Source organism: Mesorhizobium sp. IMUNJ 23232 (assembly GCF_044326205.1).
In the GTDB taxonomy this organism is placed as follows: domain Bacteria; phylum Pseudomonadota; class Alphaproteobacteria; order Rhizobiales; family Rhizobiaceae; genus Kumtagia.
This window is the reverse complement of sequence record NZ_JBIRCY010000127.1, coordinates 1-7,270: the sequence shown is the minus strand read 5'-3', so window position 1 is coordinate 7,270 and position 7,270 is coordinate 1. Positions and strand designations below refer to the sequence as shown.

Annotated in this window: 8 protein-coding genes; 4 read left to right on the top strand and 4 right to left on the bottom strand. The window is 61.5% G+C overall.

Going from position 1 to position 7,270, the window contains the following annotated elements:
• Positions 1-162: 162 nt before the first annotated feature.
• The gene (locus ACH196_RS37470; RefSeq protein ID WP_396651891.1) at positions 163-2,934 is read left to right on the top strand and encodes a beta strand repeat-containing protein; all 2,772 of its coding nucleotides are present in this window, start codon (positions 163-165) and stop codon (positions 2,932-2,934) included.
• Between the two features lie 109 nt (positions 2,935-3,043).
• Positions 3,044-3,451, top strand: coding sequence for a cupin domain-containing protein (locus tag ACH196_RS37465; protein ID WP_396651892.1), 408 nt, complete (start codon positions 3,044-3,046; stop codon positions 3,449-3,451).
• Positions 3,452-3,600: 149 nt separating this feature from the next.
• Here ACH196_RS37465 and ACH196_RS37460 read toward each other — a convergent pair whose 3' ends face one another.
• The 4 genes from ACH196_RS37460 to ACH196_RS37445 all read right to left on the bottom strand — a co-directional run bounded on the left by ACH196_RS37460 (position 3,601) and on the right by ACH196_RS37445 (position 5,495).
• A complete protein-coding gene (locus ACH196_RS37460) occupies positions 3,601-3,939 on the bottom strand; it encodes a hypothetical protein (protein ID WP_396651890.1) in 339 nt (112 codons plus the stop codon).
• On the bottom strand, positions 3,929-4,093 hold the full coding sequence (locus ACH196_RS37455; RefSeq protein ID WP_396651889.1) for a hypothetical protein: 165 nt from the start codon (positions 4,091-4,093) through the stop codon (positions 3,929-3,931). The genes ACH196_RS37460 and ACH196_RS37455 overlap by 11 nt, the downstream gene beginning before the upstream one ends.
• Complete coding sequence (locus ACH196_RS37450; RefSeq protein WP_396651888.1) at positions 4,090-4,365, bottom strand: hypothetical protein; 276 nt, start codon at positions 4,363-4,365, stop codon at positions 4,090-4,092. The genes ACH196_RS37455 and ACH196_RS37450 overlap by 4 nt, the downstream gene beginning before the upstream one ends.
• A 572-nt stretch (positions 4,366-4,937) precedes the next feature.
• A complete protein-coding gene (locus tag ACH196_RS37445) occupies positions 4,938-5,495 on the bottom strand; it encodes an NADAR family protein (RefSeq protein WP_396651887.1) in 558 nt (185 codons plus the stop codon).
• A gap of 146 nt (positions 5,496-5,641) precedes the next feature.
• On the opposite strand from ACH196_RS37445, the gene ACH196_RS37440 reads away from it, so the two are divergent.
• Together ACH196_RS37440 and ACH196_RS37435 are read left to right on the top strand one after the other, a co-directional pair.
• On the top strand, positions 5,642-6,346 hold the full coding sequence (locus ACH196_RS37440) for a L,D-transpeptidase (protein WP_396651886.1): 705 nt from the start codon (positions 5,642-5,644) through the stop codon (positions 6,344-6,346).
• 650 nt (positions 6,347-6,996) lie between these two features.
• Positions 6,997-7,270 (top strand): GTP-binding protein (locus ACH196_RS37435; RefSeq protein WP_396645030.1); only part of this gene is annotated, 274 nt, incomplete at its 3' end.

Sequence of the window (7,270 nt, the reverse complement as noted above, 5' to 3'; positions counted from 1 at the left end):
GTCGCGACCAGGATTGTCATCCGCTCTTATCGCAGACGACCTGACGCCAATCCCATCCAACTGGAACTCACCCGCCGCCGGCAATGCCGGCCGGCGAACCCTGCCGCACGCCGGCAGCAACCGCCGCGCATGCGGCAGATCAACTTTTGAAGGAATGACATCATGCCTGTTTTTGATGGCGACAATGGCAACGACCTCCTGGGCGGAGGAAGCGGCGCCGACACTCTCAACGGCTTCGGCGGTGACGACATACTGCGCGGACTTGGCGGAGCGGATGCGCTCGACGGAGGCGAGGGAATCGACACCGCCGACTACAGCGCATCCAGCGCGGCCGTGTTCATCGACCGGATCAATGGCACAGCAGAAGGCGGCGATGCGCAGGGTGACGGCTTCACTTCGGTCGAGAATTTCATCGGCTCCGGCCTTGGCGACGGCTTTCTAGGCGACAACGGCGCCAACAGAATCGATGGAGGAAGCGGCAATGACACCATCTTCGGTCTCGGCGGCAATGACGTGCTCATTGGAGGCTTCGGCGGTGATATCATCGGCGGCGGGGACGGCATCGACTCTGCCGACTACCAGAATTCCGATGTCGGCGTGATCATCGACCTGCTGAACGGCACCGCAAGCGGCGGTCATGCTGCCGGCGATATCATCACCGGCATAGAGAACCTGCGCGGGTCGGTGTTCGGGGACATGCTGAACGGTGACAATGCTGACAACCGCCTGGAGGGCAGCGGCGGCGAAGATATCATCTCCGGACTGGGCGGAAATGACCGGCTCTTCGGCGGCACCGACTTTGACACCCTGTCGGGTGGCGACCAGAACGACTTTCTGACCGGCGGTGGCGGCAGCGACGTGCTCGATGGTGGCGCCGGCATCGACGCGGCGGACTACTCGACGTCGTTCAACGGGGTGACGGTGAAGCTTACCGGCGGTCTTGGCGACAGCGGCTTCGGCGCGGGCGGCGATGCGGATGGCGACTTCCTGATCGGCATCGAAAACATTCAGGGATCGCTCCAAGACGACACGCTCGAAGGCGACACGCTCGCCAACGCCATGAATGGGCTCACCGGGGACGACACCTTGCGCGGCCTTGCCGGCAACGACGTCCTCGCCGGTCAGGTGGGCTCCGATACGATCGACGGTGGCGAAGGCATCGATACCGCCGCGTATGACTCGTCCGGCGCCGGCGTCACCATCTCCCTGCTGCTTGCCATAGCACAAAGCGGAGACGCCCAGGGCGACACGCTGATCAACATCGAGAACGTCAACGGTTCGGGTTTCGCTGACATCATCAGCGGCGATGGCGCCGACAACCGTCTCCTCGGGCTGAATGGTTCCGACGAACTGAACGGCTTCTCCGGCAACGATGCGCTCGATGGCGGCGGCGGTATCGACCGGCTTTCCGGCGGCGACGGCGACGACACCCTTGTCGGCGGGGCCGATGGGGATGACCTGTTCGGCGACGACGACAATGACATCCTGGTCGGCGGCGCCGGCGCGGACCATCTGAATGGCGGCGACGGCTTCGACATTGCCGATTATTCCGCGTCGTCGGCCGGGGTGGATGTATCCCTTTCCGAGGACACGACCACCACTCGCCAATCGCGTGCAGTCGCCCTCAATGCCGCCGAGGGCGGCGACGCTGAAGGCGATATCCTCAACAATATCGAGCAGGTCATCGGGAGTGCCTTCAGCGACAACCTCGATGGCGATGCGGGCGCCAACAAGCTCATTGGTGGCGATTCTGGCGACACGCTGGATGGGTTTGCGGGCAGCGACACGCTCGACGGCGGTGCCGGCGGGGATATCCTGCGCGGCGGCGAGGGCAACGATCTCTACATCGTGACAGCTACTGACAGCATTATCGAGGCGGCCGGTGAAGGCACCGCCGATCGCGCGGCTGCGTTGGAGAGCTTCACGCTCGGCAACGGCGACAACATCGAGATCCTGTCGACGGCGAACACCAAGCTGACAACGGCTATCAACCTGACCGGCAACACGCTGAAGCAGGAAATTCTCGGCAATGCCGGCTTCAACATCCTGCATACGGGCGGCGGCGCTGCCGACGTGATGAAGGGCCTCGGCGGCGACGATATCTACCGGGTGTTCAACTCCGGCGACGTCGTCGTCGAAACCGCCGGCAACGGCTCGGATACGGTGGTGACCGCGGTCGACTACAAGCTGAGCGCCAGCGCCGAGATCGAGAACATGTTCACCAACGGCTCGACCGGCACCTCGGCCATCGACCTCACCGGCAACGCGCTCAGGCAGGAGATCGCCGGCAATGCCGGCGCCAACATCCTGCATGACGGCGGAGCCGGTGCGGCCGATGTCATGCGTGGCTTTGGCGGCAACGACACCTACCGGGTGTTCAATGTTGGCGACATCCTCATCGAGCTCGCCTCGGAAGGCACCGCCGACAAGGTGATCGCTGCGGTCGACTACAAGCTTGGCACGGGAGTCCAAGTCGAGATCCTGCAGACCAACGGCTCGACCGGCACCTCGGCGATCGACCTGACCGGCAACGAGTTCGGTCAGCAGATCACCGGCAATGCCGGCGCCAACCGCATCGAGGGCAAGGGCGGCATCGACACGCTGCGCGGTGGCAGCGGCGCCGACACGTTCGTGTTCGCTTCCACCTTGGGTGCCGCCAATGTCGACAAGATCCTCGACTTCAGCGTGCCGGCCGACCGGATGCTCTTGTCCGACGCGATCTTCACCGCGCTCGACACCGGCACGCTGTCGGCGGCGGCGTTCCGGGTCAACAACACCGGCCTGGCGCAGGATACCTCCGACCACATCATCTACGAGCGCGACAGCGGAAAACTGTTCTACGACGCCGACGGCGTCGGCGGCTCGGCCGGCATCCACTTCGCCACGCTCACCGTCGGCCTGGCGCTCACCAACGCCGATTTTTCGGTGGCCTAGTTTCGAACGAACGCTCCGACCTGGAGCCGCCCGCCGGTATGGTGGCGGCTCTTGGATCGTGGCGATCCAGTCGAGAAAAGGCGTCGCTTTTGTCCAGGATAGGCGCACAATGGAGAATAATCGGATGAAAGCTTGCAAGATCATACGCAGCGGCGAGCAATTCCGCGGCAAGCAGGGCCTCGACTATTTCGCCGGCATCTCGGCCGAGACCGCTGGATCGGAGGGTATCTGCCTGCACCTCCTGACGATGCCGCCGGGAGCCAAGGCGACGGCGCATTACCATCAAGCGCACGAGACCGCGATCTTCATGCTGGAGGGCACGATCGAGCTGGCACACGGACCGAACCTCCAGCAAGTCGATCGCGGGCAGGCTGGGGACTTCGTCTACATCCCGGCCGGCGTCCTGCACCAACCCCGTAACCCGACCGGGCAGGTGTCGAAAGCCCTGATCGCCCGCACAGATCCGAAGGAGCAGGAAAGTGTCGTCCTTCTTCTCGAGGCTGGGCCTGATGTATGAGCGCGCCGGCTTCGTGCGCTCCGAGCTGGTCATCGCCTATCAGCTGCCGCTCCAGGAAAGCCAACCGCCAGCACCGCTTATTCGAATCGGTTTGATCCCTAGCTGCAAAAAGGATCAGTGCGTCATGCTGAAGCACAGGCCGGGCTCGGTCACGAGCGATCAGTCATCTTCCGTCGAATTTCGTTCAGTTTCTTTTTCGGCGGCCAGGCGGTGAAAACCTGTCGTCCGTCGGAAACGACATAGATTCGCTCGTGTACCCGCTCGATCCGCACGGAGTAGATCACCTGGCGAGGCGACAGCTTCGCAATGGGCAGGGCCGCTCCGTGCTTGATGTCGCGCACCATGCTTGCGAATTCGCCTGCGGCCAGCACGATCCCGTATCGTTCAAGCAACTGCCGGTGAAAGTGCCAGTCGCGCTTGGGGATCGATTTGCCGATCCAGCGCTCGTCAAATCCGCTCGGCCACAAATCGGAGAACTTATCCTTCATTTCGAAACATCTTCTGCAATTGCTGGACGCGCTCGAGCGTCGGATTCGGATCGCTGTCGCGGGACGCGAGCCGGATGAACTCGATCCAGGCTCGCTCGTTCTCGGTCAGTTCGAGCGGGTGGATCGGGCGGGCGTGGTTGCGGGGCTTGGTCATTTGCCAAACAGCGCCCTGACGGCGCGCCGCGCCTTGGTGGTGAGCGTGGGATCGGAATTGTCCGAGGCGTCGCGAAGTTCTTCGAGCCAGGCGGCCTCATTGGCTGAGACGGCGATCCTGAAAATATCCCTCACCGCCACCGCCAACGCGGTGTCCTGCTGCTCAACTGCCAGGATGAACAGGCGGGCGGGGTCGCATTTCAGCGACTTGGCGAGGGCAGGAACTCGATCAAGCGGCAACCTCGCTGCACCGCTCTTGACGATCGACAGCATGTTGACAGACAGGAATCCTGCCTCATCTGCGATTTGTCCCTGGGTTTTCTTGGGTATGAGCTCGAGGATCCTTTTCGTGACGAACTTGGCCAGATTGGTGTGAGCAAAGGGTCGCCCGATGGTCTGCGGTATTTCTATATATCCTTCTAAATCGCCCAGAATAACTTGCTAATGACTTAGTTATATCTAAGAGTAGTTGAATATATTCTAAATTATGTGATTTATCCGTTGGGGTAAGTCAACTGACGACGAAGCGAACATACAGAGCTACCCAGGGTTGCCCGCCGATCGCACCCATCGTGAGCGTCGCGCTATTGACTTTGAGTCCGCACGCGCAAACGTCGCATTGATGAGCTGTCGACAACTGATCGGGGTAGTCCGCTTGTTCCCGAAGAACGGTCGATGGGGCCTCCAACCAATGCGCGGCGTTTTACAATTCGACGCCAAGCTATTGAAAAATAGAGCCGGATCGTGCCGAGTTTTACCGCTAAGTGGCTGAAAGCAAAAAATAATCAGCAGCCTTCCAAGCTGAATACGAGGGTTCGATTCCCTTCACCCGCTCCAGCCTTGTTCTAAGACGTTTTGCCGCCAAGCTCGTCGCGAGCCTCCATCAGCGCGAAACCCAGCAGATTCTCGCCACGCCACAGAAGCGGGTTTTCGGCGCCGGCATCGTCCGCTGCCATGCCAATGCCCCAGATGCGGTCGACCGGGCTTGCCTCGACTAGGATCCGGTTGCCGGTGTTCAGCAGAAAATCCTTCAACGACGGGTTCTGACCAAACTTCGCGACGCTGCCCGCCAGCACGATCCGATACTTTTCCTTGTTCCAGAGATCGCTGTCGAAGCCGGAAACCTTTCGGCCAAGCTCCTTCGCCTGTTTGGGGCTCGCTGCCTCCGCAATTTTCGCTGCGATCGCCGCGTCGCCGAACAGCAAAGCCTTCTGCCGCATCATCCAGTGCTCGGCGGTCGCGTATCTTTGGCCATCCACCGCGAATGGCGCCGGCCACCACTGGCTGAAGCAGGACGGCGAAAGCGTTCCGTCCTTCGACGGCTGATGGCCCCAGAAGTTCAGGAAACGCAGTTTTGTCTTTCGTCTGTATTCAGCTTCCAGCCAGGCTCGGTCGTATTTCATGAAACCCCTCCGCTCCTGGCTATGCTGATCCGCTTCGGTGTCCGGCGCCGACACAACCTACGGCGTTTACGCAAAGCCGCCGCTGTTTAGCTGAATTTAAACCATGTTGCGACATGATGAGTCCGTTCGAGTAACGAGTGCTTGCCATGTCGCGTGATCACAATAGCCAAGACGCATTGAAGCTGACCCGCCGCACCTTCCTGGTCGCCGCCGGTTCCACTACGCTCGCCGCCTGTTCGCCGTCGTTGGAAGGGCTCGACATGAGTTCCACCGGCTCGATCCGGCCGAAGATCAGCGTCGATGCCGGCGTCACCAGTCCCGCGACCATGTACGCCTCGGTCACCGAGGGATCGTTCGTGCTGCCGGCGATCCCCTACGAAAAGATTCCGCGCGAATTCCGCCGCCAGATCGTGCAGGACCCGACCGGCGAGGCGCCCGGCACCATCGTCGTCGATCTAAAAAACCACTTCCTCTATCTCGTCCAGTCGGGCGGCGACGCGCTGCGCTACGGCGTCGGCATCGGCAAGGCGGGGTTCGAATGGTCGGGTCGCGCCAACATCCAGTACAAAAAGCAGTGGCCGACCTGGAAGCCGCCGGCCGAGATGATCGGGCGCAAGCCCGAACTGGTGAAATGGGCCAACGGCCAGCCCGGCGGCATCGACAATCCGCTCGGCGCGCGCGCCCTCTATATTTTCAAGGACGGCGTCGACACCGGCTATCGCATCCACGGCTCGCCCGAATGGTGGACGATCGGCCAGAACATGTCGTCCGGCTGCGTGCGCATGATCAACCAGGACGTCATCGACCTCTACAATCGCGTTCCGGGCAAGACGACGGTGGTCGTGTACTGAGGCTTTCGACTCCGGCGCGCCAAGGATCGCGTTGATACTTCGCGGCTTGGGTTTCTGGCTGTGGTCTGATCATTAATCGGACGCAGCCAATTCGTCACCCGCTCTGGTCTCGTCGCCTTCGAGGCATGGATTCCCGACACTCTCCGCTCGCTTCGCTCGCTCACGAGGTCGGGAATGACGACAGTCATAGTCCGCTTCCACTAATCTCCAACGCTGGCGATTGGCTGGGGCATCAATGATGTCGTCATTCCCGACCTCGTGAGCGAGCGAAGCGAGCGGAGAGTGTCGGGAATCCATGCCTCGGCGGTCGTGACAACAAACTCCCAACAGAATTTGTCGCCGGCTGATGCCAAGCCTGCTTCAATCGCAGCGTCTTCGAAAGCTTCCGCCGCGGTGGATTTATCCAGTTCGGGGTGTCTGCGGAGAGGCCGCAGACCATGCCAAATTGGCCGGCCTTTCCTCGGCCTCCTCCAACTCCATCGCTCGTCTTGCGCGTGCGGCCAAAAATCCTATCTAACGGGCTTCCCACGGGATCGCCGGATGGCATGGCATCGCGGCAGGGGGTGAAAACCCCTTGTCTTTTCGTGCTGTTGTCGCTAATCGGCGCCCCTAAGCAGACCCTAGAGAGCTGACGCCAAGGAAAGAGCAGGATGGCCAAGAGCAAATTCGAGCGGACGAAGCCGCATGTGAACATTGGGACGATCGGCCATGTCGACCATGGCAAGACGTCGCTGACGGCGGCGATCACCAAATATTTCGGCGAGTACAAGCGTTACGACCAGATCGACGCGGCCCCGGAAGAGAAGGCGCGCGGCATCACGATCTCGACGGCGCATGTCGAATACGAGACGCCGGCCCGCCACTACGCGCATGTCGACTGCCCCGGCCACGCCGACTATGTGAAGAACATGATCACCGGCGCCG